The 25,981-nt window shown below is 70.9% G+C and carries 21 protein-coding genes; 16 read left to right on the top strand and 5 right to left on the bottom strand.

The window, feature by feature from the left end:
* Nucleotides 1–72 precede the first annotated feature (72 nt).
* The 3 genes from ACH41F_RS15685 to ACH41F_RS15675 all read right to left on the bottom strand — a co-directional run bounded on the left by ACH41F_RS15685 (nucleotide 73) and on the right by ACH41F_RS15675 (nucleotide 3,808).
* Entirely contained in the window at nucleotides 73–1,491 is a 1,419-nt protein-coding gene (locus ACH41F_RS15685; protein ID WP_398835904.1) for a family 2B encapsulin nanocompartment shell protein, read from the bottom strand.
* A 385-nt stretch (nucleotides 1,492–1,876) separates the two neighbouring features.
* A complete protein-coding gene (locus tag ACH41F_RS15680; protein WP_398835901.1) occupies nucleotides 1,877–2,221 on the bottom strand; it encodes a DUF6422 family protein in 345 nt (114 codons plus the stop codon).
* Between the two features lie 384 nt (nucleotides 2,222–2,605).
* On the bottom strand, nucleotides 2,606–3,808 hold the full coding sequence (locus ACH41F_RS15675; RefSeq protein WP_398835898.1) for an Ig-like domain-containing protein: 1,203 nt from the start codon (nucleotides 3,806–3,808) through the stop codon (nucleotides 2,606–2,608).
* Nucleotides 3,809–4,027: 219 nt separating this feature from the next.
* Between ACH41F_RS15675 and ACH41F_RS15670 the strand changes: the two genes are divergently transcribed.
* From ACH41F_RS15670 to ACH41F_RS15650, 5 genes are read left to right on the top strand one after another with little or no spacing between them, the layout of a single operon-like run.
* Nucleotides 4,028–5,224, top strand: a complete 1,197-nt coding sequence (locus ACH41F_RS15670) for a peptidoglycan bridge formation glycyltransferase FemA/FemB family protein (RefSeq protein ID WP_391230959.1) — start codon at nucleotides 4,028–4,030, stop codon at nucleotides 5,222–5,224.
* Nucleotides 5,221–6,858 carry a murein biosynthesis integral membrane protein MurJ gene (gene murJ / locus ACH41F_RS15665; protein ID WP_398835895.1) on the top strand — a complete coding sequence of 546 codons (1,638 nt, stop codon included), beginning with the start codon at nucleotides 5,221–5,223 and terminating at the stop codon, nucleotides 6,856–6,858. Before ACH41F_RS15670 ends, murJ begins: the two co-directional genes overlap by 4 nt.
* Before the next feature lie 23 nt (nucleotides 6,859–6,881).
* Complete coding sequence (locus tag ACH41F_RS15660) at nucleotides 6,882–7,565, top strand: response regulator (protein ID WP_391230962.1); 684 nt, start codon at nucleotides 6,882–6,884, stop codon at nucleotides 7,563–7,565.
* A 20-nt stretch (nucleotides 7,566–7,585) separates the two neighbouring features.
* Nucleotides 7,586–9,031 (top strand): ATP-binding protein, encoded by a 1,446-nt coding sequence (locus tag ACH41F_RS15655; RefSeq protein ID WP_391230963.1) that lies wholly within the window; start codon nucleotides 7,586–7,588, stop codon nucleotides 9,029–9,031.
* A complete protein-coding gene (locus ACH41F_RS15650; protein WP_391230964.1) occupies nucleotides 9,028–9,630 on the top strand; it encodes a hypothetical protein in 603 nt (200 codons plus the stop codon). The genes ACH41F_RS15655 and ACH41F_RS15650 overlap by 4 nt, the downstream gene beginning before the upstream one ends.
* 91 nt (nucleotides 9,631–9,721) lie before the next feature.
* Here the strand turns inward: ACH41F_RS15650 and ACH41F_RS15645 are convergent, their stop codons facing one another.
* Nucleotides 9,722–11,065 carry a ThuA domain-containing protein gene (locus ACH41F_RS15645; protein WP_398835890.1) on the bottom strand — a complete coding sequence of 448 codons (1,344 nt, stop codon included), beginning with the start codon at nucleotides 11,063–11,065 and terminating at the stop codon, nucleotides 9,722–9,724.
* A 73-nt stretch (nucleotides 11,066–11,138) separates the two neighbouring features.
* Nucleotides 11,139–12,521, bottom strand: a complete 1,383-nt coding sequence (locus ACH41F_RS15640) for a ricin-type beta-trefoil lectin domain protein (RefSeq protein WP_398835887.1) — start codon at nucleotides 12,519–12,521, stop codon at nucleotides 11,139–11,141.
* Nucleotides 12,522–12,862: 341 nt separating this feature from the next.
* Here ACH41F_RS15640 and ACH41F_RS15635 point away from each other — a divergent pair, with 341 nt between their 5' ends.
* From ACH41F_RS15635 to ACH41F_RS15585, 11 genes are all read left to right on the top strand, one after another.
* Nucleotides 12,863–13,864 carry an RNA polymerase subunit sigma-70 gene (locus tag ACH41F_RS15635; protein ID WP_391230967.1) on the top strand — a complete coding sequence of 334 codons (1,002 nt, stop codon included), beginning with the start codon at nucleotides 12,863–12,865 and terminating at the stop codon, nucleotides 13,862–13,864.
* 246 nt (nucleotides 13,865–14,110) lie between these two features.
* On the top strand, nucleotides 14,111–15,292 hold the full coding sequence (locus tag ACH41F_RS15630) for an ROK family protein (protein WP_398835883.1): 1,182 nt from the start codon (nucleotides 14,111–14,113) through the stop codon (nucleotides 15,290–15,292).
* 586 nt (nucleotides 15,293–15,878) lie between these two features.
* On the top strand, nucleotides 15,879–17,402 hold the full coding sequence (locus tag ACH41F_RS15625) for an ATP-binding cassette domain-containing protein (protein WP_391230968.1): 1,524 nt from the start codon (nucleotides 15,879–15,881) through the stop codon (nucleotides 17,400–17,402).
* On the top strand, nucleotides 17,399–18,427 hold the full coding sequence (locus ACH41F_RS15620; protein WP_398835880.1) for an ABC transporter permease: 1,029 nt from the start codon (nucleotides 17,399–17,401) through the stop codon (nucleotides 18,425–18,427). Before ACH41F_RS15625 ends, ACH41F_RS15620 begins: the two co-directional genes overlap by 4 nt.
* A gap of 147 nt (nucleotides 18,428–18,574) precedes the next feature.
* Nucleotides 18,575–19,621 (top strand): substrate-binding domain-containing protein, encoded by a 1,047-nt coding sequence (locus ACH41F_RS15615; protein ID WP_398835877.1) that lies wholly within the window; start codon nucleotides 18,575–18,577, stop codon nucleotides 19,619–19,621.
* Nucleotides 19,622–19,690: 69 nt separating this feature from the next.
* On the top strand, nucleotides 19,691–20,905 hold the full coding sequence (locus ACH41F_RS15610) for a Gfo/Idh/MocA family oxidoreductase (protein WP_391230971.1): 1,215 nt from the start codon (nucleotides 19,691–19,693) through the stop codon (nucleotides 20,903–20,905).
* A 502-nt stretch (nucleotides 20,906–21,407) separates the two neighbouring features.
* Nucleotides 21,408–22,559, top strand: a complete 1,152-nt coding sequence (locus ACH41F_RS15605) for an inositol-3-phosphate synthase (RefSeq protein ID WP_391230972.1) — start codon at nucleotides 21,408–21,410, stop codon at nucleotides 22,557–22,559.
* A complete protein-coding gene (locus tag ACH41F_RS15600; protein ID WP_398835872.1) occupies nucleotides 22,556–22,753 on the top strand; it encodes a hypothetical protein in 198 nt (65 codons plus the stop codon). The genes ACH41F_RS15605 and ACH41F_RS15600 overlap by 4 nt, the downstream gene beginning before the upstream one ends.
* A complete protein-coding gene (locus tag ACH41F_RS15595) occupies nucleotides 22,750–23,625 on the top strand; it encodes a sugar phosphate isomerase/epimerase family protein (RefSeq protein ID WP_398835869.1) in 876 nt (291 codons plus the stop codon). Before ACH41F_RS15600 ends, ACH41F_RS15595 begins: the two co-directional genes overlap by 4 nt.
* Entirely contained in the window at nucleotides 23,622–24,260 is a 639-nt protein-coding gene (locus ACH41F_RS15590; RefSeq protein ID WP_398835866.1) for an EboA domain-containing protein, read from the top strand. The genes ACH41F_RS15595 and ACH41F_RS15590 overlap by 4 nt, the downstream gene beginning before the upstream one ends.
* 361 nt (nucleotides 24,261–24,621) lie before the next feature.
* Nucleotides 24,622–25,785, top strand: coding sequence for a sugar phosphate isomerase/epimerase family protein (locus tag ACH41F_RS15585; protein WP_398835863.1), 1,164 nt, complete (start codon nucleotides 24,622–24,624; stop codon nucleotides 25,783–25,785).
* The last annotated feature ends 196 nt before the right edge of the window (nucleotides 25,786–25,981 follow it).

Genomic DNA, 25,981 nt, shown 5'->3' with positions numbered 1-25,981 from the left:
GCTCCTTGCTGCGGTGGGGTGAGCGCACATGCGGCGTGGGCGGGGCGGCAGCCCGTTCCGCGTGGCGCGCCCTCAATCCCGTACGCGGGCGATCTGCACGTTCTCCATCACGCCGAGCGCGTCGGGGAGAAGCACCGCGGCGGAGTAGTACGTGCTGACGAGGTAGGAGATGACCGCCTGCTCGTTGATGCCCATGAAGCGTGCCGAGAGGCCCGGCTCGACCTCGTCCGGCAGTCCTGTCTGCCACAGGCCGATGACGCCCTGGTTCTTCTCGCCCGTGCGCATGGCGAGGATGGAGCTGGTCTGGTCCTTGCTGATCGGGATCTTGTTGCAGGGCAGGATCGGGACGCCGCGCCAGGCCGGGACGGACTGTCCGCCGAGATCGACGTGCTCAGGGTAGAGGCCGTAGGCGTTGAAGCCGCGCCCGATCGCGGCGATCGTCCTCGGGTGGGCGAGGAAGAACTTGGTGCCGCGGCGGCGACAGAGCAGATCATCCATGTCGTCCGGGGTCGGAGGGCCGGAGTGGGTCGGGATGCGCTGCTTGAAGTCGGCGTTGTGCAGCAGTCCGAACTCGCGGTTGTTGATCAGTTCGTGCTCCTGGCGTTCGCGCAACGCCTCGATGGTCAGCCGGAGTTGCTCCTCGGTCTGGTTCATCGGCCCGTTGTAGAGGTCGGTGACCCTGGTGTGGACCCTCAGGATGGTCTGGGCGACGGAGAGTTCGTACTCCCGCGGGTTGAGTTCGTAGTCGACGAAGGCGCTCGGCACGTCGACCTCGCCGACATGACCGGCCGACATGGCGATCTCGGCCTCGCCGTGCTTGTTCATCCGTCGCCGAGTGGCGGATTCGAACTCGCGTGTGTGGGCCTGGAGAGCGGGCGCCGAGTCCCGCACGGCGGCGAAGTCGGCGCGGGAGAGGGTGAGGAGGGTGCCGGAGGTCTCGGCGGTGGCCGTGTGCTCGTGGCGTGCGTCGGCGTCCAACAGGGCGTGCTCGCCGAAGTGGGCACCGTCCGCGAGGACCGCGATGGCGATCTCCCCGCCGTACTTGCCCACACCGGACTGGCTGATCCGTCCGTGGGCGATGAGGTGGATGCCGTCCGCCGGGCTGCCGCGCTCGACGATGACCTCGCCGGCGGTGAAGTCGCGCTGGACGCAGCGCGAGGCGAGGGCGGAGAGGACGTCGGTGTCCTCGAAGCCCCGCAGCAGGGCCAGTTCGCCCAGCTCGCGCGGGATCACACGGACCGTGGCACCCTCTTGCACGAACTCGACGCGGCCGTCGCCGACGGTATGACGCAACCGTCGGTTGACCCGGTAGGCGCCGCCCGTGGTCTCGACCCAGGGGAGCATCCGCAGCAGCCAGCGGGAGGTGATCTCCTGCATCTGCGGGGCGGACTTCGTGGTGGTGGTGAGGTTGCGTGCGGCGGCGGTGCTCAGCGACTGTCGCGGCACGGCTGGTGCGGCGGCCTGGACCTCCGGGCTGCTGTCCACGGTCATCGGGGTGGGGTACTCCTTGCGTGGCCGGGCGTGGGCGCACAGATGTGCGCCGGTTGGGGGAGCGGGGGACGGGCACGAGGCAGGGAGGAATCCGACGATTCATCCACGCGAAGGACGATAATGGCCGGTCGGAGCGGCTCGCCCGGAGATCCCGGCTGCTTACTTCGAAGCGGTGATAATCGGTCGATCACGGTTTATCGCATGAGTGGCGTCATTGCGCCAGCTTCGGCGGGGCGCGACGGGTGACGCAGGCCGATCACCACGCCCTACGGCGCATCCCGGGGGTCGAGTCGTCATGATCGAGCCATCGAAGAGGCGCGTGTCCTGCGACATGCGACGCACGGCAGGACTCGACGTGCCCCAGGTCGCCGTTGAAGGGCGCCGCTCAGATCTGACCATGGCTGTCCTGCGGATGCCCGCAGCGCACGATCGCGTGGCCCCCGTCGACATCGCCCTCGGTGTAGTCGGTGAAGGTGTTCCGGCAGGGCTCGCCATTGCTGCCCCGGTAACGCGGGCAGAGGCAGGTGTGATGGACCGGCGGCGGGGGCAGTTGCGCCATGCAGCGGTCTGCCGCGAACCACTCGCGCTCCTCGGGCAGCAACTCCGTGCCCCCTCTCCGCAGGATCTCCATGGCCTCGCGCTGTGCGCCGGCGACCAGTGCCGCGGCTTCCGCCAGCGCCCTCCGCTGCTCCTCGGTCCGCTGGTTCGTCGTCGTCGCGTCGTCGGACATGTACGCCCTCCTCGGAGTGGTCGAGGCCGGGGCGGCAGGGCCGTCGGTGCCGCCCGCCGGAAACCTCGTACAAGACAGTCGATGCCAGATCGGGGCAGGGCGCGCGCTGACAGCGCCGCACGGCGGACCCCGCGGCCTTCACGCAGGGGACCGTGTGGCTGGGAGCACTGCACACCCGCCGCCCGCACACCTCCCGCCCGCACATCCGCCACCGGCGCACCTGCCATCCCCACACCTACGCGCAGTGCACCTCACACCTGCACACCTGTGCACCGCGACCCGCGCACCCGCGCGCCTGCGGATCCGTGCACCCGTGCACCCACGCACCCGCACTCCTGCACACCGCGACCTGAGCACCCATGCACCCGCGGACCGGCCCCCTCCTCAACGCACCGCGCTCTTCCCCCGCCACTCGCCCCACGAGAGGTTCCACGCGCCGAACCCGTTCCCGGGGGCGACCACGCCCTTGGTCTCCTTGCCGGTGATCTCGAAGGGGTCGCCCGGCCGTACCTGCTGGTAGAACCAGGCTGCGTCCGCGTCGCTCATGCCTATGCAGCCGGAACTGTGGTTCGCGTTGCCGAAGTAGCGGGCGTTCCACGGGGCGGCGTGCGCGTACATGCCCGACCAGGTCAGCCGCATCGAGTAGTCGACCATCTTGTCGTAGGCGTTGGCGAGGCCGACCGTCTCGGAGTTCATGTTGATGGTGCCCTCCTTGGCCATGAGCACGGCGGTCCCGCGCCAGGAGCGCCGGTCGCCGCCGGGGGTGCCACCGGAGACGGGTATGAGCCGGACCGGCTCGCCGTCGCGCAGGAGGGTGAGCTGATGGCTGTCGAGGTCGACCTTGACGATCTGCCGGGCGCCGATGGTGAATGAGGTCGTGTAGTCGCGTACGAACCAGCCGCCCCCCGCACCCGAGTCGGTGCCGTTCAACCGGGCGTTCAGCGTCACCTTGGTCCCGGGCTTCCAGTACGTCCTGGGCCGCCAGTCCACCCGGTCCCGGCCCGACCAGTCCTGGATCCAACCCCAGGAGCCCTCGGTGTTGTTCGAGGTGGTGACCTTGAGCTGTTTCTCGACCTCGGCCTTGTTCTTGACCGGGTTGTCGAAGACCAGCGAGATCGGCTGGGCGACACCGACGGTGGCCGCGGCGCCCGGCCTCCAGTCGACCTTGTTGACCTTGTCCGCCGGGGCCGTGGTGAAGGAGGCCTTGGTGCTCCTGGTGGCTCCGCCCTCGGTTCTGGTCGCCGCCGTCACCGCGTACGCCGCCCCGGGTACGGCCTTGCGGGTGGAGAGCCACGACCGGCCGTCGGCGGCAAGCTTCCCGGCGAGCCGGTGGCCCTCGGCGTCGGTGACGGTGACCGAGGTGAGGCGGCCGCCCGCGGCCGTGACGCGCACGGACCGGCCCGCCCGCACCTGGTCTCCCTGAGGGGTGACGGTGACCTTGACGGGACGGTCGTCGGCGCCCGGTGCAGGCTTGGCGTCCTGGGCGCCGGGGGAGGCGTTCGACGAGCAGGCGGCGAGCGGCACCAGCAGCGCGGCCACGACGGCGGCCCTGACGCGGGCCGGGGTGACTGCTCGGGTGCGGGACATCGGAACCTCCGGGGAGACGACAACGGGTGGGCAAGTCGGACGATGTCGTGACTGTAGAGCCGGAAAACCCGAGGTCAGCCGCGATCGGGCTGTGTGACGGCGACTGGTGAGGAACGGTCATGGTCCGGTCACATTCGCCGCGCGGAGCGGTCACGGTCCGCTGTGAGCATCCTTTGCGTCCCCGCGAACAGGGTCCGGGGAGAAGGAGAGGCTCAGACTGTGTCAGCGCTGCTCGTCCCACCCAGCCGCGTGTGCCGATCGGGCAACCGGGGCTTCGCCCTGCGGACCATCACCGCTCGGACCTACCGGGCCTTCCTCGCGTCCCCCGACGGTGCCGCGCTCGGCGCCGGCTTCCTGCAATGCCCGTCCTGGGCCGACGTCAAGGAGGGCTGGCGTGCTCACCTGCTCGGGTGGGGCCCGGATCCGGAGGCAGGGGCGCTCGCGGGTGTGGCGCTGGTGCTGATGCGGCAGTTCCCCGGCACCCGCAAGTACTTCGCCTACCTGCCCGAGGGGCCCGTGGCCGACTGGAACGACCCCGACGTCGACGGCTGGCTCGATCCGCTCCTCGAACACCTGCGCCGCGCGGGCGCGTTCGCCGTGCGCATCGGCCCGTCGCCCGCCTATCGGCGCTGGGACGCCGCCCTGCTCAAGCCGCTCGCCGGTCCGGGCCGACACCTGGGCGACGTCCTCGCCAGTGAGGTCGACCCGCTCGGCACCGCCGTCGCCGAGCGGCTGCGGGCACGCGGCTGGCGCCGCTGCGGTGGTGACGGCACCCAGGAGGGCGCGGACGCCCAGCCCCGGCACGTCTTCCACGTACCACTCGCCGGACGGACCACCGAGGATCTGTGGTCCGGACTCAACCAGGAATGGCGGCGCAACGTGCGCCGGGCCCAGAAGGAGGGCGTGGAGGTGGTGGTGGGCAGTGCGGCCGAACTCCCGGAGTTCTACCGGCTGCTGGGCATCACCGAGCGCCGCGACGGCTTCCGGCTCGGCCGCTCGCTCGCCTACTACGAGCGTCAGTACGCCGCGCTCAACGCCGAGGAACCGGGCCGGATGAAGCTGTACCTGGCCCGTCATCAGGGGGAGATCCTGGCCGCCCACACCATGATCACGGTGGGTCGCCGGGCCTGGTACCAGACCGGAGCCTCGGCCGACCACCGCCGCGAGGTCCGGCCCTCCAACGCCCTCCAGTGGCGGATGCTGCTGGACGCCCATGCCCTCGGCGCCCACGTCTACGACATGCGCGGGGTACCCTCCACTCTCGATCCGGAAGAACGTTCGTACGGACTGCTGCGGTGGAAGCTCGGCACCGGAGGGCAGGTCGTCGAGACGCTGGGGGAATGGGAGAGGGCCTTGGGCGGCAGCGCCAACCACGCGCTTCACCGCGCTTTCCAGGCATATCTGAACCGCCGATGAAACAACAGACATCGACCAGGTCGACCAGCGCGCGGAAGGGGACCAAGGCGGTCTCCGCAGCCCGCGGCAGCGCCGTCATGGCCGCCGGATCGGTCGTCTCCCGCGCCACCGGTTTCGTCCGCTCCGCCGTGGTCGCGGCGGCGCTGGGCACCATCGGGCCGACCGCCGACGGCTACGCGGTCGGCAACGCCCTGCCCACCATCGTCTACGTGCTGCTGTTGGGCGGCGCGTTGAACGCAGTGTTCGTCCCGGAGCTGGTCAAGGCCGCCAAGGAGCACGAGGACGGGGGTGCCGCCTACACCGACCGCCTCGTCACCGTGTGCGTCGTCGCCCTGCTGGTGATCACCGCGACCGCGGTGTGGGCGGCTCCCGCGATCATCGACGCGTACACCGACTACACCGGCCCGCAGGCGGCCATGACCATCGCGCTCGCCCGCTACTGCCTGCCCCAGATCTTCTTCCTCGGACTGTTCACGCTGCTCGGGCAAGTACTCAACGCACGGGGCCGGTTCGGCGCGATGATGTGGGCGCCGGTCCTGAACAACGTCGTCGTCATGACCGTCTTCGGCATCTACCTGGCCCTGGCCATGGGCGGGGACGGCCGTCTGCTGACGCCGACCGAGACCGCCGTGCTCGGCTGGGGCACGACCGCCGGCATCGCCGTCCAGGCACTCGCTCTGCTCCCCGCCCTGCGCGCGGCCCGCTTCCGCTGGCGGCCCCGCTTCGACTGGCGCGGCAGCGGACTGACCCGGCCCCTGCGCTCGGCGGGCTGGCTGGTGCTGCTCGTCCTGGCCAACCAGGCCGCCTACTGGGTCACCACCCGGCTGGCCACGACCGCCGGCCTCGACGGCGGCCCCGGATACGGCGCGTACAACAACGCCTATGCCCTGTGGGTCGTACCGCACGGCATCATCACCGTCTCCGTGGTGACCGCGCTCATGCCCCGGATGAGCGCGGCCGCCGCCGACGGGGACACCGCGGCCGTGCGACGCGACGTCTCCCACGCCCTGCGCGTGTGCGCCGCGGCCGTCGTCCCCGCCGCCTGCGCCCTGTTCGCCCTCGCCCAGCCGGTGACGGCCCTCGTCTTCGGCCACGGCAGGACCAGCGCCGACGACACGGCCGCCATGGCCGGGATCCTCATGGCCTTCGCACCGGGACTCATCGCCCTGTCCGGCCAGTACGTGCTGTCCCGCGCCTTCTACGCGCTCTCCGACACCCGTACGCCGTTCCTGCTCAACCTGGTGATCGTCGCCCTGAACGCGGGACTGTCCCTGCTGGCCGCACAGCTGCTGCCGGCCCGCTGGGCCGTGACGGGCATGGCGGGGGCGTACTCGCTGGCGCTGTGCGTGGGCTGGGCGGTGACCGGGCTCGTGCTGAGCCGCCGGCTCGCCGTCGCGCACCCGCTGCGCTCGTCCGCCGCCGGCGCGCACGCGCGGCTGCTGCTCGCGGCGCTGCCCGCCACCGCTCTGGGCCACCTCGCGACCCTGGGCACGGCACGGGCCGGTTCCCTGGTCTCCGCAACTGCCGGGGCGGTCGCCGTCGTCCTCACCTTCGCCCTGCTGGCCCGTCCGCTGCGACTGGCCGAGCTCACCGCGCTGCTCTCCGGCCTCCGCCGGCGACGGTCCCGGATCTGACCTTCACCTAGGGAGAACTGCCCATGCCCCGCGTGCTCCTCATCGAGGACGACCCCTTCGTACGCGAGGGGGTCGAACTCGGTCTGCGCCGCCGCGGCCACGAGGTACGGGCGACCGCGACCGGCGAGTCCGGCCTGGCCGCGCTGGCCGAGTTCCGCCCCGACCTGCTGCTCCTGGACCTGATGCTGCCCGGCATGACCGGCGTCCAGGTGTGCCGGCAGGTCCGTGAGCACAGCCAGCTCCCGATCATCATGCTCACCGCGCGCGGCGACGACTTCGACGTCGTCATCGGTCTCGAGGCCGGCGCCGACGACTACATCGTCAAACCCGCTCGCCCCGAGGTGATCGAGGCCCGCATCCGTGCCGTACTGCGCCGCCTGGACGACAGCGGCCCGGGCCGTCCGGCCATCGAGGTCTACGGCGAACTCACCGTCGACCGCGCCGGGTTGACCGTCACCAAAGCCGGCCGCCGACTCGAACTCGCCCCCTCGGAACTCAAGTTGCTGCTGCACCTGTCCGCCGCCCCGGAGCAGGTGTTCAGCAGGCAGCAACTGCTGGAGCACGTGTGGGAGCACAGCTTCCACGCCGACGCCCGCCTCGTGGACGCGTGCGTCCGTCGGCTGCGCGGCAAGATCGAGGACGAGGCCGGCAGCCCTCGCTACGTCCAGACCCTGCGGGGCTTCGGCTACCGCTTCGGGCCGCTGTGACCGTCGGCGAGCGGTGGCGGATGAGGGCGTTCGGGCTGCGTACGCGGCTGTTGCTGGCCTTCCTTCTGGTCGCCGCCGTCAGCGCGGGCACGACGGCCGCCCTGACCTACCGTGAGGCCCGCAACGCCCTGTTGAAGACGGCGCAGGACACGGCGGTCTCGTCGTTCCGCGACCAGGTCCAGCAGACCGGTTTCTCCTTGCCGGTGCGGGAGGAGGGGCTGGAGGAGGTCCTGCGCGACATCGCCCGCAAGGGCAAGCCGCACCCCTGGGTGGTGTTCGCCGAGTACGGTTCCCTCCGCGCTTCCTCGGGCGAGAACCCCGTCTCCACCGTCATCACGCCCGAACTGCGCCGCGCCGCGCGGGCCGACCCGCACGGCAGCTTCGAGCGGGTCGTCAAGGACGGCGTCCCCTACCTGACCATCGCCATGCCCACCGTGTTCAAGGCGAGCCCGGACAGTGTGCTGCCCACCGGACTCGTCCTGTACGCCGTCATGCGGATGACCGACGAGCAGGTCAACGTCGACGCCCTGCTGACGGCCGGGCGGGACGGCGCCGTGCCCGGTCTGGCGGCCGCGCTGATCCCTGGTCTGATCGCCGCGCGGAGCGTGCTGCGTCCGGTGCGCAAACTCCGCGAGGCGGCCCTGAGCATGGGCAGCGGCAAGCTCGACACCAGGATCCCGGTACGCGGCAGCGACGAACTGACGGACCTGGCCCGCACGTTCAACGCGTCGGCGGGGCAACTGGAGCAGTCCGTGCGGGAACTGCGCGAGGCCGAGGCACGCGCCCGCCGCTTCGCCTCCGACGTGTCCCACGAACTGCGCACCCCCCTCGCCGGAATGCTCGCCGTCACCGAGATCCTCGACGACGGCGCGGAGGGCCTGGACGCCGACACCGCCAGGGCCGTCCGGCTGGTCAGCGCCGAGACCGGGAAGCTCGCGGTGCTCGTCGAGGACCTGATGGAGATCTCCCGCTTCGACGCCCGCGCGGCCGAGTTGAACACCGACGAGGTCGACGTGGCCGAGGCCATCCGCAAGACCCTCCACAACCGGCACTGGACCGACGACCGGATCCGCGTCGAACTGCCCGACGGTATCCGGGCCCGGCTCGACCCACGCCGTTTCGACGTGGTGATCGCCAACCTCGTCGGCAACGCCCTGCGCCACGGCGGCGCACCCGTCACCGTGCGGCTGCGCAGCGAGGCGCGCGACCCGGGCCCGCCCGTGCTGATCACCGACGTCATGGACAGCGGCCCCGGCATCCGGCCGGAGGTGCTCCCGCACATCTTCGACCGCTTCTACAAGGCCGACGCGGCCCGCACCCGTTCGACGGGCAGTGGCCTGGGGCTGGCGATCACGCTGGAGAACGTGAAGCTGCACGGCGGAACGATCCACGCGGGGAACCGTGCCGGGGGCGGTGCCGTCTTCGCCGTCGAGATCCCGCTGTACACGGAGGAGACCTGCGGATGAGGCGACGTACGTCCGCCGTCGCCGTCGCCATGGCCGTCACGGCCGCCCTGCCCCTGCTCGGCGGCTGCGGGATCCAGGAGAGCGACGTCATCGAGGCAGGCGGCCCCGCCAGCGTCCAGGCCTTCCTCAACCGCGAGTACGACATGCTGCTCTTCTTCCGTTCCCCCGACGGAGACCTGAGCCCCGTGATCCGCACGACCGGCCCCTCGGCAGGGTTGGGCGGCGAGTACGAGGTGGCGGGTGCGGAAGGCCAGAACACCGGTGACCCGGAGGAACCGGTGCCGACGGAGAAGGTCGTCCTCGCACTGCTCGCCGGCCCGCGGGAACTGGACCGGGCCGCGGGCCTGAGCACCGCCCTCCCCGCCCTCACCCGCGGCGCCCACGTCGAGATCGGTTCCCCCTCGGGCGGCAGGGTCACCGCCCGCGTACCGCTGACCCTGGCAGGGTTGGACAGCACCGCTCTACGGCAGCTGACCTGCACGATCGCCTACGGCGTGGACCCCGAGGGCCAGCTCGTCGTGGAGCTGACCGGACAGGACGGCACATCGAGGTCGGGCACCTGCGGACTGGCCCCCGCGGCACGGAGGACGTCCCCCTGACGGCCGGGAAGCGGGCGCATCCGGCGCCCAGCCTGGTGGCCGTGCTGGTGTCAAGCCCCGCCAAGGTCGGCAAGGACGCGGGCGAACTCTGTCAGGGCTGAGCGGTCAGTCGGAAGCTCTGCGCGGCCGAGTTGTCGCAGGTGCGCTGTACGAGCTGCACGCTGTTGCTGGACATGCCGTTCGTGCTCAGGCACTTGCCGCTGTGCCGGGCGACGAAGTGATAGGTGCCGCCGCTCTCGCGTACCGGCAACCACTGCTGGTTGGTGCCTGAGCCGTACGTCCACAGTTGCAGGGGCGCGTTGTCGGCGGTGGACACGTTGGTGACGTCGATGACCTGCTGGGGATTGCCGCGGTTGGCGATACGTGTGTATCCGCTGTCGGTTGAGCGGAACTGGAACTGCTGGGCGAGTGTGCCGTTGCAGGAGTACTGCTGGACGGCCGTGCCGTTGGCGGTGGCCGCACCGCGTGCGTCGGCGCAGACCGCGCCCGCGCTGCTCGTCAGCGAGTACCAGGTGGTCTCGGAGATGGGGTCGGTGGGTGCGGGGCTGCCGCCTGCGCCGCCGAGCCACTTGAGCCCGTCGATGAGGAAGCGGTTCTGGGTGGGACTGGCGAACGTCGAGGACAGCCGGGTGTTGGTGTCGTAGTTCATGGCGTTGTGCCCGAAGTTCGCGTACAGCATCCGGTACTGGGTGTTGGTCCACAGGATCGGGTAATAGCCGCTGTACCAGGACTGGTTGGGATCCGTACCCAGGGGGAAGCTGCTGGGGTCGACGGAGGCCAGCACCTTGATGTTCGGGTTGGTCCGCAGGTCGTTGGACCAGCTGTACCACTCGCTGACCGCCGAGGTGAACGTCGCGGGAAGCGCGGCGGTGGCCGGGTGGGTGCGGTCCTCGGTGCGCAGGACCGCCGTCGTCGGGCCCCAGGTGTTCGAGCGGAAGGTGCCGCTGCCGAGGAAGGTGTTGTAGTACCAGGGCCATTCCCCGGCGTTGGTGGTGAACGCCGAGACATGGAAGCCCAGCCAGCCCCCGCCGGCGCGCATGTACCGCTCGAAGCCCGCCTGTTGGGCGGCCGTGGGCGGGGCGTCGTCGAGGAACAGCACGACCTGGTAGTCGTTCACGCCGCCGTTCGCCAGCAGGTTCCAGTCGGTGGTCGCGCGGTAGGTGAAGTTGTTCTCCGCGCCGGCCCGGGGAAACCACTCGTTGGCTTCCTTCACGAAGTCGATGTGGGCGGCGTCCCAGGTGCCGTTGTAGAAGGCGATCACCTTGAACGGGTCGGCCTGGGGCGCGGCGGACACGGAGGGGGCGGGCGTGGTGAACGCCAGGACGAGCGCCAGCAGGGTCAGCAGCTTCGCCGCGAGCCGTCTTACGGATGACTCGACGGGACGGTCGCGCAGGTGGACGGGGTGAAGGGGCCGTGGTCGGGTGGGTCGGGGCATGACTGCTCCTCCTGCCGCCGAAGCGGCCAGAGACGGGGGGTGGGAGCGGTGATGGGTGCGGTGATGGGGGTGGTCAGCCGCTGTACTGGGCGAAGACGCGGGTGAATTCCCAGGGCTGTTGGGAGACGCCCGAGCAGGTGTCGGCGCCGCCGCCGGTGCAGGGGCGGTCACGGTTGACGGACCAGAAGGTCAGCCGGGCCAGGTGTCGCTGCTGGGCGTAGGCGAGGATGGTGCGGAAGTCGGCGACGGTCACCGTCTCGCCGTTGTCCGTGATGCCGTTCATCGAGGAGATCCCGGTGTGCCGGTAGGCCTGGTCGTCGCTGTAGCCGTACGCGTTCTTGACCGCGGTCTTCAGACCCTCGGCGGCGCGGACGGTGAGCTGGCCCATGTTCTGGCCGGCCCCGCCGAAGTTGAACGGCATGATCGTCCAACTGTCCACGGTGAGCCCGGACGCGGCGGCCTTGTTGATCAGGCTGCTGTCCGGCCCGTTCTGGCCGGTGCCGAAGGTGACGTACACCTTGATGCCGGGGTTGTTGGCCTTGACCGTCTTCAGGGCGTCGACGGTGCGTTGCTGCACGGTCGGGCTGTCGTAGGCCGCCGCCTCGATGTCGATGTCGATCGCCTTGAGCCCGTAGGCGTTGATGACCTTCTGGTAGGCGGTGGCCAGTTCGCCCACGCTGCCGCAGGAACTCTCCAGCTTGTTGCCGCTCCAGCCGCCGAAGGACGGGATGACGTCGCCGCCCGCGCCCCGCACGGTGTTGATCGTCTGCTGGTCGACACCGCCGGTCAGCGGACGGTTGCCGTCCCACTGGGGGTTGCAGTAGCCGTTGCTGAGCACGAAGGCGAGCGTGAACCACTTGACGCCGGTCGCGTTCATCACGGTGGTGGGGCTCGGCGGGCTGCCCCAGCCGTTGTAGAGGTACGGCGCGACCGCCATCGCGCCCGGACCCGGCGCCGGGGTGTCGCCGGCGGGGGCGGTCCACTTCTGGTTGGCGGCGCCGGTGCAGGTCCAGATCTGCAGCGGGGTCGCGTTCGCCGAGCTGCTGCCGGTCGCGTCCAGGCATTTGTCGGCCTGCGGGTTGACGATGTCGCGCGCCGCGGTGACGGTCCACTGCTGGGCCCCGCTGCCGTTGCAGTCCCACAGCTGGACCCGGGTGCCGTTCGCGGTGCCCGCGGAGGCCACGTCCAGGCACTTGCCGAGGGCGCGGATCGTGCCGTCGGAGCGGACGTCCCACTGCTGGGCGGCGCTGCCGTTGCAGTCGTAGAGCTGTACGGCGGTGCCGTTGGCCGTGGCGGCGCCCGCCACGTCCACGCACTTGCCGCCGAGTCCGGTGATCTGTCCGACGGCCGCGGCAGCGGCGCCCGCCGGGGTGCCGGTCGCCCCGAGGAGGAGGGCGGCCACTGCCGCACCGAGGGCGCCGCGGACCGCGGTTTTGGGGAGGGGGGTTGTCGTCATACGTCGTGTCCTGTTCTGTCGTCAGCCGCCGCCACTTGCATCGCGGGTTGGGGTGCCCATGACATGTCGAAGATCGGGCACGCCCATGACACCCCAGGGGAGGGGAGGGCCTTGCGAAGCGGTGAGCGGCGGGCGGCGGTGGGGGGAGCCGAGGGGCCAGGAGGCCAAGGGGCCAAGGCAACAGGGGGGTTACTTCACACCGTGATTTAAGATCTGGCGTAAAGCCTTGTCAATAGTTTGGTCCAGTCCAATCGGTCGTCTCGTCGGCTCTGGTGATGAGTTTTCGTCTCCCCGGCCGTCACACATACGACGGGAGATCGGCGCGGCGGAGGGACGAGGCGATGGGTGCGGAGACGGGACTCGGTGAGCTGGGCGTGAGTGGTGGCCTGGGCGACATCGGCGAGGTGGCGTTCTCGGGGCTGACGGAGCGGCATCGGCGGGAGCTGCATGTGCACTGCTACCGGATGCTGGGGTCGTTCGAGGACGCCGAGGACGCCGTACAGGAGACGTTCCTGCGTGCCTGGCGGCGGCGGGAGACCTTCGAAGGGCGGTCGACGCTTCGGGCGTGGCTGTACCGGATCGCCACCAACACCTGCCTGGACCTCCTGGCCAAGGTCCGTCCGGAGCCCGCGAGCGGGGGCGAGGTGCTGTGGCTCCAGCCCTACCCGGACCGGCTGCTGGACGAGCTGCCGGCGGCGGACGCGGACGAGCCGGAGGCGGTCGCCGTCGCCCGGGAGACGATCGAGCTGGCGTACCTCGTCGCCGTCCAGCACCTCGCGCCGCGCCCCCGGGCCGTGCTGATCCTGCGGGACGTGCTCGGCTGGCCGGCCAAGGATGTCGCCGAGTGCCTGGGGGACACCGTCAACTCGGTGAACAGCGCGTTGCAGCGGGCCCGCGCCGGCATGCGGCAGCACCTTCCCGCCGAGCGGCAGGACTGGACCGGCGGTGAACAGGACGCCGGTACGCGTGAGTTGGTACGCCGTTATACCGAGGCCAGCGTGGCCACCGACCTGGACGGCATCGCCGCACTGCTGCGGGACGACGTGCGCTGCTCGATGCCGCCCACGCCGGGCCTCAATGTCGGCCGCGACGCGGTGGTGAAGGACTGGGTCGAGGGCGGCTTCGCGGAGATGACGGGCCTGCGTGCGGTCCTGACCCGCGTGAACCGGCAGCCCGCGGCCGCCTTCTACCTCTGGCGCGAGACGGAGGGCGCGTACCTGCCGCTGACGATCGACGTACTGCGCGTCACCGGCGGGGCGATCGCCGAGATCGTCACGTTCCACGACGACCAGTTCCCGCGCCTCGGTCTGCCGGAGCGCCTGGCGGCGGACGGCGCGGAGTAGCCCCGGCGGTTATCGGAGTTGGGGAGGATCGACAGGGGCAACACGAAGGGTCTGCGCGCCCGGAGTGGGTGACGGCGGACGGCTAACTTTGTCCTGCGAGTGGAAGAAGAGGCGCCCTACTCGCGCGTAAGTACTTCCCAGTCTGGAAAATGGTTGTTACGTTCCTCTCCGACAGGCAGACGGCGCAGCCGGTGCGACGGACGCCTGGGGGCCCCGCAGCGGGGGAGGGGAGGGATCGTGCGACGGATGACCGCGCGACCTGAGAACGCACATCAGGCGCGGCTGCTTCGTCTACTGCGTGACAGCGGCTCCAACTCTCGAGCCGAGCTGGGTGACCTGGTGGACCTGTCCCGTTCCAAGCTGGCGGTCGAAGTGGACCGGCTGCTGGCGACGGGGCTGGTCGTCGCGGACGGGCTGGCGCCCTCCCGGGGCGGTCGACGGTCGCACAACATCCGGCTCGCGCCGACGCTGCGTTTCCTCGGTGTCGACATCGGTGCCACGTCGATCGATGTCGCCGTGACGAACGCGGAGTTGGAGGTCCTGGGGCATCTGAATCATCCGATGGATGTCCGGGAGGGGCCGGTCGCGGTCTTCGAGCAGGTCCTGTCCATGGCCGCCAAGCTGAAGGCCACGGGGCTCGCGGAGGGGTTCGACGGCGCCGGCATCGGCGTCCCGGGCCCGGTCCGCTTCCCCGAGGGTGTGCCGGTCGCGCCGCCGATCATGCCGGGCTGGGACGGTTTCCCGGTCCGGGAGGCACTCAGCCAGGACCTGGGCTGCCCGGTCATGGTCGACAACGACGTGAACCTGATGGCGATGGGGGAGCAGCACGCGGGCGTAGCGCGCTCCGTGGGCGACTTCCTGTGCGTCAAGATCGGCACGGGCATCGGCTGCGGCATCGTCGTCGGCGGCGATGTCTATCGAGGGACGACCGGCAGTGCCGGCGACATCGGTCACATCCAGGTGGAACCGGGAGGCCGCGCGTGTGCGTGCGGCAACCAGGGGTGCCTGGAAGCCCACTTCAGCGGCGCCGCGTTGGCCCGTGACGCTGAGCAGGCCGCGCGTGAGGGCCGGTCGGTGGAGCTTGCTCTCCGGCTGGAGACGGCCGGGCGTCTGTCGGCCGAGGACGTCTCGGCCGCCGCGGCGGCGGGGGACGCGGTGGCTCTGGAGCTGATTCGGGAAGGTGGGAAGCGTCTGGGGCAGGTCATCGCAGGCCTGGTCAGTTTCTTCAACCCGGGACTGGTGGTGATCGGCGGCGGTGTGACCGGGCTCGGACACACCTTGCTGGCCAGTGTCAGGACCCAGGTGTACCGGCAGTCGTTGCCGCTGGCCACGGGCAACCTGCCCATCGTGCTGGGTGAGTTGGGACCGGCAGCCGGAGCCATCGGCGCAGCGCGGCTCATCAGCGACCATGTCTTCTCACCGGCGTGACCGCGGGCGGCCCCCGGCGTACGACTACGACCGGCGGCGCCGCTGCCACCCTTGACGGGGCCACTGCGCCCTGACGGGGTCGCTGCCCCCTGATGGCGCCGCCACCGGACGTGCCTGGTCACAGCCACAGCTACCCCACGGGTGACACTGAGCGCTCAAAGCGGCTCGGCCACCTGACGGTGCTCTCGGCGACCCCGAGTGCCACCGTGACCTTCGGCGAGCCACCGCAACCTCGGGACAGGCGCGGGAATCCCCGGGCAGTTGCCGAAAGTCCCGGGGCGGCCCACGCCCCCGACGGCCAGCGCAACTCTCCGACGGGCAGCGCGACCCTCGGACGACACGCAACCCTCAGAGCAGCGCAAGCCTCGCAGGGCCAGCGCAACTCTCCGACGACCAGCGCAACCCACAGAATCAACCCAACCCTTGGAAGCGCACCGCACCACGGGTCCGTTCCGGCCTGCCTCGCCTCGCTCGGCCCGTGAGCCGTGGCTCGCCGCGCCAGGGGCCCTTCAGCGCCGCCCAGCAACAGCAACCGCCCAACCTGGCCCTGCCCGCTCACGGCCCGTATCCGCCGAGGGGATCTCTCATGGCACCACGACCATCCCTGCTCACCATGTCCGGTATCACCAAGTCGTTCCCGGGCGTTCGCGCCCTGGACGGTGTGGATCTCGAGGTACAGGCCGGTGAAGTCCATTGCCTGCTCGGCCAGAACGGGGCCGGGAAGTCCACGTTGATCAAAGTGCTCGCCGGGGCCCACCAGCCTGACGACGGTGAGATCACCTGGCAGGGCGAGCCCGTGACCCTGGGTTCGCCGATCGCCGCCATGCGGCTGGGCATCGCCACGATTTACCAGGAACTCGACCTGATCGAGGGGCTGTCGGTCGCCGAGAACGTCTTCCTCGGACACGAACCGACCTCCGCCGGGTTCGTCGTGCGCGGCTCCGCCGCCCGTGCGGCGACCGAGAGGCTGCTGAACCGTCTGGGGCACTCGGAGATCGATCCCTCGGGGCTCGTCGGTGAACTGTCCGCGGCGCAGCAGCAGATCGTCTCCATGGCCCGCGCCCTGTCCCACGAGGTGCGGCTCATCGTGATGGACGAGCCGTCGGCGGCGCTCGACCCCGAGGAGGTGGACAACCTCTTCAGGATCGTGGCCGACCTCACGGCCGAGGGCGTTGCCGTCATCTACATCTCCCACCGGCTGGAGGAGATCCGGCGGATCGGCGACCGGGTCACGGTCCTGAAGGAGGGCCGGTCGGTGGCAGTCGGTCTGCCCGCAGAGTCGACGCCGACCCATGAGGTCGTGGCCCTGATGACCGGGCGCAACGTCGAGTACGTCTTCCCCGAGCGCCCCGAGGCAGGGTCGGCCAGCGGACGGGAGCCGGTGCTGAAGGTCGAAGGGCTCACCCGGCGAGGGGAGTTCGCGCCCGTCGACCTGGAGTTGCGGCCCGGCGAGATCGTCGGTCTGGCCGGGCTCGTCGGGTCCGGGCGCAGCGAGATCCTGGAGACGATCTACGGGGCCCGCAAGCCTGACGGGGGCCGGGTCCTCGTGGAGGGCACGCCCCTGCGCCCCGGCAGCGTCCGCGCCGCCGTGCGCGCCGGCATCGGTCTCGCGCCGGAGGAACGCAAGGCGCAGGGACTGCTGATGCTGGAGTCCGTCAGCAGCAACGTCTCGGTGTCCACCCTGTCCCGGTTCGCCCGCGCGGGCTGGATCGACCGGCGTACCGAGCGGGCCGCGGCCCATCAGGCGGTACGGGAACTGTCGCTCCGGCCGGACAATCCCGATGCCGCGATCAGGACCCTGTCCGGCGGCAATCAGCAGAAGGCGGTGCTCGCCCGCTGGCTGTTGCGGGGCTGCAAGGTGCTGCTGCTGGACGAGCCGACCAGGGGCGTCGACATCGGCGCCCGGGCGGAGCTCTACGCGGTGATTCGCCGGCTGGCCGACGACGGTCTGGCCGTGCTTCTCGTGTCCAGTGAGGTGCCCGAGGTCCTGGGCCTCGCCGACCGGGTGCTGGTGCTTCGCGAAGGCAGCGTCGTGCACACGGCGGACGCCCGCGAGCTCGACGAACACCGTGTACTCGACCTTGTGATGGAAGGGAGCCCGACGTCATGACACAGCCGGTCACCGCGGCACAGCCGGAGACGCCGACGTTCGCCAGCAAGTCCCCCGGGAAGCAACCAGGTTCGGGCCGTCCCGGCCTGCCGTGGGACGTGCGTACGCTGTCCCTGCTGGGCGTCCTCGCCGTCCTCGTCGCGGTCGGCGGTATCACCGCGCCGGACGAGTTCCTGTCGACGAGCAACCTCCAACTCGTCCTCACCCAGGCGTCCGTGATCGGCGTCGTCACCGTCGGCATGACGTTCGTCATCACCAGCGGCGGCATCGACCTGTCGGTCGGCGCCATGGTGGCGCTCTCCTCGGTGTGGGCGACGACCGTGGCCACGCAGGAGTTCGGCTTCGCGGGCATCCTCTTCACCGCGGTGATCGTCGGTGTGGGATGCGGTCTCGTGAACGGTCTGCTGATCGCCTACGGCAGGATGGTGCCGTTCATCGCGACGCTGGCCATGCTCGCCTCCGCCCGGGGTCTGGCACTGCAGATCACGGACGGCAGCACCCAGATCGTGAGCGTCGAGTCCGTGCTCGAACTCGGCGCCAGGGACTCCTACGTCCTCGGCATCCCGCCCCTCGTCCTGATCTTTGCCGCGGTCACCGTCATCGGCTGGCTGCTGCTCAACCGCACCACCTTCGGTCGCCGGACCGTCGCGGTCGGCGGCAACGCGGAGGCCGCCCGGCTCGCCGGTATCGACGTTCGCCGTCAACGCCTGTACCTGTACCTGCTGTCCGGCCTGTGCTGCGGTATCGCCGCCTTCATGCTCATCGTGCTCGCCGGCTCGGGCCAGAACACCAACGGCAACCTCTACGAGCTGGACGCCATCGCCGCGGCGATCATCGGCGGCACCCTGCTCAGCGGCGGCCGCGGCACCATCGTCGGCTCCGTCCTCGGTGTCCTGGTCTTCACCACGATCACCAACATCTTCGCCCTGAACAACCTGGAGACCGCTGTCCAGCAGATCGCGAAGGGCGCCATCATCGTCGCCGCCGTCCTGGTCCAGCGCCGCTCCCTGCACGGCGACACCTGACGCCGTACACCGCCGACGCCGGGCCCTGACACCGCCGAACACCGCCGACGCCGGGCCCCGGCACCGCCGTCCGGGACCTCTCACCTCCCCCAACTGACGCACACCGCACATCTGACGCACACCGCACAGTCGAAGGGTCGATCCGCCATGGCAAGAACCCCCGCCACCAGCCGCAGAGCACTCCTGTTCGGAACCGCGGCCGTGTCCGCCGGCGCACTGCTGACGGCCTGCACCAGCAACGAGCCCAAGGACCAGGAACAGGCCGCGGACAACGTGCCGGTCGCCGACGACAAGCCCGGCAAGCAGGTCACCATCGGCTTCGCGGGACCGCAGGCCGACCACGGCTGGCTCAACGCGATCAACGACAACGCCAAGTCGCGAGCCGAGAAGTACTCCGACGTCACTCTGGAGATCACCGAGGGCTCCAACGACACCGCCCAGCAGATCGGCCAGATCCAGACGCTGATCAACAAGAAGGTCGATGTCCTGGTGGTCCTGCCCGCCGACGGCAAGGCGCTCACCCAGGTCGGCCTCCAGGCCATGCGGGCCGGCATCCCCGTCGTCAATCTGGACCGCGTCTTCGCCTCTCCGCAGGCGTACCGCTGCTGGATCGGCGGCGACAACTACGGCATGGGCCTGAACGCGGGCCACTACATCGGCGAACAGCTGAAGGGCAAGGAGGGCGCCAAGGTCGTCGAACTGGCCGGCCTGGACAACCTGGAGCTGACCCAGCAGCGCACCAAGGGCTTCGACGACGCGCTGAAGAACTACCCGAACATCAAGAAGGTGGCCCGGCAGGCCGCCGACTTCACGGTGGAGTCCGGACAGGCCAAGATGGCCCAACTCCTCCAGGCCCAGTCCAAGTTCGACGCGCTGTGGAACCACGACGACGACCAGGGCGTGGGCGCGCTGCGCGCCATCGACCAGGCCGGCCGCGACGACTTCCTGATGGTCGGCGGCGCGGGCGCCAAGTCCGCGATGGACGCCATCAAGGCGGGTGACAGCGTGCTCAAGGCGACCGTCCTGTACCCGCCGACGATGGCCGCGTCCGCCATCGATCTGGCCCGTGCTCTCGGCCAGGGCAAGGGTGTCGGCGGGCTCGCAGAGTTCGAGATCCCGTCCTCGCTGACCCTCTATTCGGCCGTGGTCACCAAGGACAACGTCGAGCAGTACCTGCCGACCGGCTTCGTCTGATTGGCCCGGGCCGCGTGCCCCGCCAACACAGCGATTGAGTCAGTGACACTCCGACGAGGAGGAATCCGTATGGAACACAGGGACGTTGGGACCGCAGCGCCGGCACTCGGTGTGGGCATGGTCGGTTACGCGTTCATGGGCGCCGCCCACTCACAAGGGTGGCGCACCGTTGGGCGCGTGTTCGACCTGCCGCTGCGGCCGGTCATGGCCGCGATCGCCGGCCGCGACCCGATCGCGGTGCGGGCGGCGGCCGACAAGCACGGCTGGGCGGCGGCGGAGACCGACTGGCGTGCCCTCGTGGCCCGCGACGACGTGCAGCTCGTCGACGTCTGCACACCGGGCGACAGCCATGCGGAGATCGCGATCGCGGCACTGGAGGCGGGCAAGCACGTGCTGTGCGAGAAGCCGCTGGCCAATTCGGTCGCCGAGGCGCAGGCCATGGTCACGGCCGCTGAAGCGGCCCGCGCACGCGGGCAGTTGGCCATGGTGGGCTTCAACTACCGGCGGGTGCCCGCCCTCGCCTTCGCCCGCCGCCTGATCGCGGACGGCAGGCTCGGCACGCTACGCCACGTGCGGGTGAGCTATCTCCAGGACTGGCTGGTCGACCCCGACTTCCCGCTGACCTGGCGGTTGCAGCGGGAGCATGCGGGGTCCGGGGCGCTCGGCGACCTCGGTGCGCACATCGTCGACCTCGCCCAGTACCTGGCGGGCGAGACGCTGGTCGGGGTCTCCGCCCAGATCGAGACCTTCGTCAAGGAGCGTCCCCGCCTCGACGGCCCCTCCTCCGGGCTGAGCGCTTCCGGCGGCACCCGGCGCGGTCCGGTGACGGTCGACGACGCGGCCGTGTTCACCGGTCGGCTCGCCTCGGGGGCGCTCGCCACGTTCGAGGCGACCCGGATGGCGACCGGACGCAAGAACGCCCTGCGACTGGAGGTGAACGGCGAGTACGGCTCCCTCGCCTTCGACCTGGAGCGGCTCAACGAGCTGTCCTTCCACGACCACCGGGAGGCCGCCGCCACGGCCGGGTTCCGCAGGATCGTCGTCACCGAGGCCGAACATCCCTACCTGGCCGCCTGGTGGCCGCCGGGCCACGGCCTCGGTTACGAGCACACCTTCGTCCACCAGGCCCGCGACCTGGTCGAGGCCATCGCGTCCGGCACCGACCCGATGCCGTCGTTCGCCGACGGACTCCAGGTCCAGCGCGTCCTCGCGGCGGTCGAGGAGAGCGCGCAGAAGAACTCCGTCTACACCCCCGTCCAGGCCGTCGAAGCCGAAGTCCGGTAGGGAGCCGTCAGAAACCCCGCTTGCGGCATTCACAGGCGGCGCCGACCAGGTGCTCCGCCGCTGCCCGGTGGCGGTAGCGCCGCCGGGCCGATCCGTGCTGCCCTCAACTCTCCTTTGTCCTGACCCTGGAGGAAGTTGGCGCTCTTCGTGCATAAGGGGTTCCGGTCGGGGACGAACGGGGCTACGGTCCCCTCGTGCACAGGAACCACACGGTGGTTCGAAACTGACGGCTCATTCGGACCGGGCGGCACATCGCTCGACCGACCGACCTGTGAAGGAGGGCCCCTGCCCAGCGCAGGGCCAAGGCCTTCGGGTATCCCGCACGTCTCACCGGCGGTCCCTATGCCGCCCACTCGCACGCCGTAACCGCGCCGACCACGGAGACAGCTCCTGGGCCGCGGCCAAAGCCGCCCAAATGCCGGCGGTGGGCGGGAGGCCACCGCGCCCCCACCCACCGTCCTCCACACCACATCGGAACTTCGACATGGCAGGGAGGCAGCCCGTGAACCACGACGGGAACGCATCGGAGCCCCAGATCCGTGAGCGGACCGCACGCACCGGCGTCTGGTTCGTCGGAGCCCGCGGATCGGTGGCCACCACCGCCGTCGCCGGGTGCGCGGCCGTCACCGCCGGACTGCACGCCCCGACCGGCATGGTCACCGAGACACCGCCGTTCGACGGCACCGGCCTGCCCCCGCTGGCCTCACTCGTCTTCGGCGGCCACGACACCGCCCACTGCCCGCTGCCCAAGCGCGCCGAACACCTCACCGAGGCGGGCGTCCTGCCGCACGGCCTGGCCCCCGCCACACGCGCCGAACTCCAGGCCGCGGACGCGGAGATACGGCCCGGCGGCCCGCTCCCGGACGACGCACGCAGCGACGAGGAACTCATCGAGGACTTCGCCACCGACCTCACCTCGTTCCGCGAGCGCAACGCACTGGCACGGGTGGTCGTCGTCAACGTCTCCTCCACCGAACCCCTGCCCGCGCCCGGCGCCGAGCGTCTCCCGCCCAGCTCCCTGTACGCGGCCGCCGCCGTGCGCGCCGGCTGCCCCTACGTCAACTTCACCCCGTCCACCGGGCTGCGCACCGCGCACCTCACCGACGCCGCGGCCGCGCGGGGACTTCCTCACGCGGGCCGTGACGGCAAGACCGGCCAGACGCTGCTGCGGGCCGTACTCGCCCCGATGTTCGTCCAACGCGCCCTCGAGGTGCGGGCCTGGTCCGGCACCAACCTGCTGGGCGGGGGTGACGGGGCGGCGCTGGCCGACCCGGGGGCTGCCGCGGCGAAGAACGCCGGCAAGGAGCGGGTCCTGGCCGAGACCCTCGGGTACACCCCGCAGGGCGAGGTGCACATCGACGACGTACCGGTGCTCGGTGACTGGAAGACCGCCTGGGACCACATCGCCTTCGAAGGCTTCCTCGGCTCACGCATGATCCTCCAGACCATCTGGCAGGGGTGCGACTCGGCCCTCGCCGCACCGCTCGTGCTGGACCTGGCCCGCCTGGTCGCCCGCGCCCACGAGGCGGGACTGTCCGGTCCGCTACCGGAACTGGGCTTCTACTTCAAGGATCCCGACGCGGGACCGTCCGGCCTCGCGGAGCAGTTCACCGCGCTGCTGACGTTCGCCGACCGCCTACGGGAGGCAGAGTGATCTGCCTCCGGCCGACCCGCCTCGCGGCGCCCGTAGCGAGGCCCGCCCAAGGTGCCGTCGGCGGCGGCACCCGTGCCCTGATCCCGCTCCAAGCCACGCTCGCCACCCGGGCCGGGGCGAACATCACCGCCCTCGCCCTGCTGGGCCTCGTCCCCGTGACCCGCACCCTCGCACGGAAGGTGAGCCTCACATGAGCCCCCGACAGCGACTCCGCCTCGGCTACGGCACCAACGGACTCACCGACCTGCGCTTGGACGACGCCCTCGGTCTGCTCGCGGACCTGGGGTACGACGGCGTCGGTCTCACGCTCGACCACATGCACCTCGACCCGCTCGCCCCCGATCTCGCCGCCCGCACGGCCCGGGTCGCCCGTCGGCTCGGTGAACTGGGGCTGACCGCGACCGTCGAGACAGGCGCCCGCTATGTGCTCGACCCGCGCCGCAAGCACGGCCCGTCACTGCTGGACGCGGAACCCGAGGCGCGTGCCGCCCGCACCCGGCTGCTGACCACGGCGGTCAGGGTCGCGGCCGACCTCGGAGCGCACGCCGTGCACTGCTTCAGCGGCATCACCCCGCCCGGCACCGACGACGACACCGCGTGGCAGCGGCTGCGCGAGGCCCTCGGGCCCGTGCTCGACGCCGCTGCCGCCGCCGGCATACCGCTCGCGATCGAACCCGAACCGGGCCATCTCCTGGCCACCCTCGCCGACTTCCATCACCTGCGCACCTCGCTCGGCAACCCTCCCGCGCTCGGCCTGACCCTCGACATCGGCCACTGCCAGTGCCTGGAGCCGGACCCGCCCGCCGAGTGCGTCCGCGCGGCCGGGCCCTGGCTGCGGCATGTGCAGATCGAGGACATGCGTCGCGGGGTGCACGAGCATCTGCCGTTCGGTGACGGCGAGATCGACTTCCCGCCCGTGCTGGACGCCCTCGCCGCCACCGGGTACCAGGGCCTGACCGTCGTCGAGTTGCCCCGCCACTCCCACGCCGGGCCTGAACTCGCCCGCACATCAATGGAGTTCCTCCGTGACGCGGGAGCCACCACGCGAGAGGCGACGGCGGCATGACGCACACCGCTCCCTGGACCCGTGAAGACGTCGCCGCCTCGCTGCCCGCGGGCACCGCGCGCGCCTGGTTCGACGAGGCGCTGGCGGAGGCCGCGTCCGCCGCCCAGGCACCGCCCGCGGCCCCCTCCCCGGACCTCGCCCACAGCTGGGAGTCGCGGTTCGCCGCCGCCGGACGGCACTGCGGCCACGAGCACGCGGACGCCGTCCGTACGCTGCTGCTGGTCGAGGCCCGGGCGAGACCCGAGACCCTGACCCGGCTCTACCAGCAGGGCAGTGCCGCCGAACGCCGCGCCGTGCTCCGGGCGTTGCCGACCCTGGTCGAGGGACCGGACGCCCTGCACCTCGTCGAGGACGCCCTGCGCAGCAACGACACGCGGCTCATCACCGCCGCCGTCGGCCCATACGCCGCCGCCCACCTCGATCCGCACGCCTGGCGGCACGCCGTTCTGAAGTGTCTGTTCACAGGCGTCCCCGTGGACGCTGTCGCCGACTTGGCGCGGCGGGCGGCCGGCGACGGTGAACTCGCCCGCATGCTCGGCGCCTACGCCGCCGAGCGCACCGCCGCAGGCCGTGACGTCCCCGACGACCTCGGCCGCGTGCTGACCCTGACGGGCGAAGCGCCCGAGGGGCCGTGATGCGCGTCCTCGCTCCGCGCGTCAGAGCGGAAGGCTCAAGCCCCGCGAGGTCGCCGACACCACGCTCCACCCCGCACCTATCTGCGGCAGCCACCGCAGCCTCCCTCCGAGTGACGGCGAAGGTCCGCTCCTCCTGGTCTCCACCCCCCGCGCAGTGCCCGCCCACGTCGCTGCCGCCGAAGTGAGGTCCCTTCTCCCGCGGCCCGCCGGCCTCTCCAGGGGCGGGGGCCGTCGGACACCCGCAGCGCCGCGACAACGAATCAACAATCACCCGAAGCACCGCGACAACGACTCAGACCCCCAGAACCGCGACAACGCATAAGACACCCGAAGCACCGTGACAACGAAAGAGAGAACCACTGTGACCGCGTTCAACGACGAAGCCGTCACCGGCGACTCCCTGCGCCGCGCGCTCGGCGTCAACCGCCGTCGTTTCCTGAGCACTTGCACGGCCGTCACCGCCGCGGCGATCGCCGCCCCTGTCTTCGGCGCCGGCCCCGCCCTGGCGCAGGACGGGTCGGAGGCAGCCGACCATGACCGGGGCCGTTCCGCGCTGGTCCCGCCGCACAAGCGCGGCATCATCCTCTACACCGTCCGCGACGCGATCAGCCGCGACCCGCTCGCCTCCGACCTGCCCTCCGGGTTCCGCGAGGTGTTCCGGCAGCTGGCGCGCTTCGGTTACCGCCAGGTGGAGTTCGCCGGTTACGGCCAGCACGCCAACGCCCCCGGCGGCGCCGATCTGGGCACCGTCGCGGGCGCGAGGCTGCTGCGCTCCTGGCTCGACGAGTACGGCCTGCGGGCGCAGGGCAGCCACGGCTTCATCCCGCCGTCCTGGCCGCTGACCTCGTCCGACCTGGACACCTTCAAGCGGTTCCTGGAGATCGCCAACATCCTCGGCATGGCCCACATGGGCACCGGGGCCGACCCCACCAACACCCCCTACCGGGCGGACTGGGACGTGGCCGCGGAGAAGTGGAACATCCTGGGCGGCATCGCCCGCCGCGAGGGCATCAAGCTCTACACCCACAACCATGACGCGGCCTATGACTTCCTGCTCGACGGCGGCCCCCTCGACGCCCAGGGCCGGCCGACCCGCAGCTCCGGGATCCGCAAGCTGGAGTACTTCCTGAAGGTGACGGACCGCAAGAACGTGTATCTGGAGCTGGATGTCTTCTGGGCACACGTGGCCCGGTACAAGTTCCACACGTACACCGCCCACGACGGCTCGCAGCGCAGGGACGTCTTCGACCCGGCCGCACTCGTGGTCCGCAACACCAACCGGTTCCCGCTCTTCCACGCCAAGGACGGTGTCGTCAACCTCCAGAGCGGTCTGGGCTACGACATGGTGCCGTTCGGCACGGGGGACATCGACTACCGGAGGTTCTTCACCCGGGTGGGTGCGAAGAACTACCACAACCCGATGGTGGAGCAGGACAACGCACCCAGTGCGACCGCTCCCGGCCAGTCCCTGGAGTTCGCCAAGATCGGCTACGACAACCTCGCGGCCCTGCGCGCCTGCAACTGACGACGCGTCACTGACACTCCCCGCCCGGCGCCTTGGCGCGGGGCGGGCCCCGGGTGCGCCCGCAGAACCACGCAAGACAACCACGAAAGACAACCCCGAAGGACGGGACAAACTTTCCTCGGATTGCTTGGGACTTTGTCCTTGACGAGTCGAAAGTGGGCGCCCTAGCGTCCATCGCACGGCGTCCAACTCACGT

Source organism: Streptomyces sp. NPDC020489 (assembly GCF_044386545.1).
Classification (GTDB): Bacteria; Actinomycetota; Actinomycetes; order Streptomycetales; family Streptomycetaceae; genus Streptomyces.
The sequence above is the reverse complement of the archived record's forward strand: the minus strand, read 5'-3'. Positions and strand labels throughout refer to the sequence as shown.